Consider the following 1,071-nt stretch of genomic DNA (forward strand, 5'->3'; position numbering starts at 1 on the left):
GTGCTGGATGCGCCGATTGAAATCATCACCGCCGACCATCAGAACAAACCGGACGTCGCATCGAACATCGCGCGCCAGTGGTACGACACCGAACAGGTCGATTCCATCATGGAACTGACGACCTCGTCCGTCGGCCTCGCCGTACAGGCCTTGTCCAAGGACAAGAAGAAGATCACCATCAATACAGGTGCCGCCACGTCGGAACTGACCGGCAAGCAGTGCACGCCTTATGGCTTCCATTGGGCCTATGACACCCACGCGCTTGCGGTCGGCACCGGCGGTTCGCTCGTGCAGCAGGGCGGCGATACCTGGTTCTTCCTGACCGCCGATTACGCCTTCGGCTATTCGCTGGAAGAGCAGACCACAAAATTCGTGGAATCGAAGGGCGGCAAGGTGCTCGGTTCCGTCCGCCATCCGCTGTCCAACACGGATTATTCCTCCTTCCTGCTGCAGGCCCAGGCTTCAGGCGCCAAGGTTGTCGGCCTTGCCAATGCGGGTCTCGACACGTCGAACACCATCAAGCAGGCCGCAGAATTCGGCATCGTGGCTGGCGGCCAGCGCCTCGCCGCCCTGCTCTTCACCCTGTCGGAAGTGCACGGTCTCGGCCTCGAAGCCGCACAGGGCCTGACGCTCACCGAAGGCTTCTACTGGGATCGCGACGATGAATCGCGCGCCTTCGGCAAGCGCTTCTTCGACCGCACCGGCCGTATGCCGAATATGATCCAGGCGGGCACCTACTCTGCCGTCACACAATATCTGAAGGCGATCAAGGAAGCAGGCACGGATGAAACCGAAGCCGTCGCCAAGAAGCTGCATGAAATGCCGGTTGAAGACGTCTTTGCCCGTCACGGCAAGGTCGGCGCCAATGGACGCATGATCTATGACATGTATCTGATGGAAGTGAAGAAGCCGGATGAAAGCAAGGCGCCTTGGGATTATTATAAGGTGCTGGCAACCATCCCCGGCGATCAGGCTTACATGAAGCCTTCGGAAAGCGGCTGCCCGCTTGTGACGCAGTAAAGAGGCTTTTTGGATGACAGCTTCGACTGGCAATGTGACGGCTCTGCGTGA

General features: G+C 59.2%; 1 protein-coding gene. It reads left to right on the forward strand.

From position 1 onward, the window contains the following. The coding region (locus HWD97_RS24190) for an ABC transporter substrate-binding protein (protein WP_371835801.1) at positions 1-1,020 on the forward strand (1,020 nt) is incomplete at its 5' end. Between the last annotated feature and the right edge of the window lie 51 nt (positions 1,021-1,071).

The organism is Ochrobactrum sp. C6C9 (assembly GCF_022627935.1).
Lineage (GTDB): Bacteria > Pseudomonadota > Alphaproteobacteria > Rhizobiales > Rhizobiaceae > Brucella > Brucella teleogrylli.